This window comes from Photobacterium sp. S4TG1 (assembly GCF_036040035.1).
Taxonomy (GTDB): Bacteria; Pseudomonadota; Gammaproteobacteria; order Enterobacterales; family Vibrionaceae; genus Photobacterium.
In genome coordinates this window covers 1-2,124 of the sequence record NZ_JAYXUH010000034.1, presented here as the reverse complement: position 1 = coordinate 2,124, position 2,124 = coordinate 1, and the positions used below count along the sequence as shown (strand labels likewise).

Below are 2,124 nucleotides of genomic sequence, written 5' to 3'. Positions count from 1 at the left end.
AAGAAGCCCGCAAGAAATTGCGGGCTTTTTTACGTTTGAAATTTGGCAACTGTTGAATAATAAAGAAGCGAATCCTTCTCCCACCATCATATAATTCCTTCTTAGTTCAGTTGGTACTCTTTATTGGGGAACTTAGCGGCCTGTTAATTCACATGTCACTGGTTCAAGTCCAGTAGAGTGAAGACAAATAAAGAAGCCCGCAAGAAATTGCGGGCTTTTTTACGTTTGAAATTTGGCAACTGTTGAATGATAAAGAAGCGAACCCTTCTCCCACCATCATATAATTCCTTCTTAGTTCAGTTGGTACTCTTTATTGGGGAGCTTAGCGGCCAGTTAATTCACATGTCACCGGTTCAAGTCCAGTAGAGTGAAGACAAATAGAGAAGCCCGCAAGAAATTGCGGGCTTTTTTACGTCTGAAATTTGGCAATTGTTGAATGATAAAGAAGCGAATCCTTCTCCCACCATCATATAATTCCTTCTTAGTTCAGTTGGTACTCTTTATTGGGGAGCTTAGCGGCCTGTTGATCCGTCGATTTTTATAATTTGTTTTATTTCATTTTCTAAGGCATCAAAATAAGGGTTCCATGTAAGGCGTGCATGTACTTTTCCTTTTTCTTTATATCCCCATGCTGAGAACCAAATATTTTCACCTTGCTTGCAAAGCTCTGTTTGGGTGTCATCTAAGCTATTTTTGCAAATCAATTTCTCACCGTTTTTTCCATAATAATAGTTTGAAGGGGAGAATAATGGACTCATGTGTGACGCTGTACTGATTTTTTGTGATGTGAGAGACATAGAGTAAGTTTTATTTCTCTCTAATAACGATAAGTTTTCTTTTTTACCATACCAGATAAATTTACTATTTGGATTTGAAAAGTTTTTGCTAAAAATATCCGCAATAGCGTGAGTATTAATAATGCTATCTGCTTCACTAACAGCGATTAATGTAGGTATGGTGATCTGTTTGTGAGCAATTTTTTCCCTAAAAGTAACTGCACTTTTTGAATACTCAGCCATACCGTGTAGTGGCATTGAATTGTATTTTGCAAAGTTATCTTCTTGTTCGGCAATCCCATCCCAAAATAAGGCTGCAAATGAGCTGAATTTTTCTAATATAGGATTTACTGACTTAAAGCCGGGAGAGATAAGTACTAACCCTGCAATATCCTTATTCTTTAAACTATTTATTGAAACTAAATTTGCTCCAGTAGAGAAGCCCCCTAGCCATACTTCTTGATGGTTTTTCTGAAGTAAATTTGTATAGTGATCAACAATATTTTGCCAATCTGAATAAGTGGTTAAGAGAATGTCTTTAGGGGAGCTGCCGTGCCCAGGTAAGAGTAGAACTTGAACATAAAATCCTTGTGCGGCAAAGGTTGAAGCAAGATCGCTAAAGCTATGAGGTGAGTCTCCCAGCCCATGAACTAATAGAATTGCTTTATTTGAATGTTTATTTCCACGTTCAAATGGCATATTCATTGATAATTCTCGTTCATGATCTGTTGAGATAAACGAGCGATGTTGAGTTAACCAACTTTTAGTTACTTTTAGGTAGTCTGTAAATGTGGGCTGAAGATAGTCATAATAAGATTTAGATAAATGCAGAGGTTTTGGATTGTTATAACCTGTAGAACAACTAAGTGTTAGTAATGGAATGATTGTAAAAAAAAGTAAAACAGTCAATTTACGCATCAATAGCAACTATGGTAATAAATTATCGATTTCAGATATTATGCCAATAAAACACGTCTATTCGCTGTAAGTTTATCCTATGAAATCTCACTATAAAGAAGGGCATCGTCAATGCTGTTAGGGAAAATTGCATCAAGATTTTAGAGTAATTTATGATATAGGTATTAAGTAGGCCATCAAGTCTTTTGATGTAAAACTATGGCCTATAGCTCAATTAAATAAATGAAATGCCTTAGATGCACTATTGTATTTATTGGTTGTGGTTTGTTGCATAAAACACCAAATTGAATGATATTAATAAGCTTTGATTAATTGGTGATCACTTAAAAAGCTTTTTAATATTATTGCTTTACAAGGGAAAGGGCGCGCTATACTATACGCGGCATTGGAGAGATGGCTGAGTGGTTGAAAGCACCGGTCTTGAAAACCG

At 36.0% G+C, this 2,124-nt stretch carries 1 protein-coding gene; it reads right to left on the bottom strand.

The window, feature by feature from the left end:
* Positions 1–512 precede the first annotated feature (512 nt).
* Entirely contained in the window at positions 513–1,694 is a 1,182-nt protein-coding gene (locus VXS03_RS19975; RefSeq protein ID WP_327765526.1) for an alpha/beta hydrolase, read from the bottom strand.
* Between the last annotated feature and the right edge of the window lie 430 nt (positions 1,695–2,124).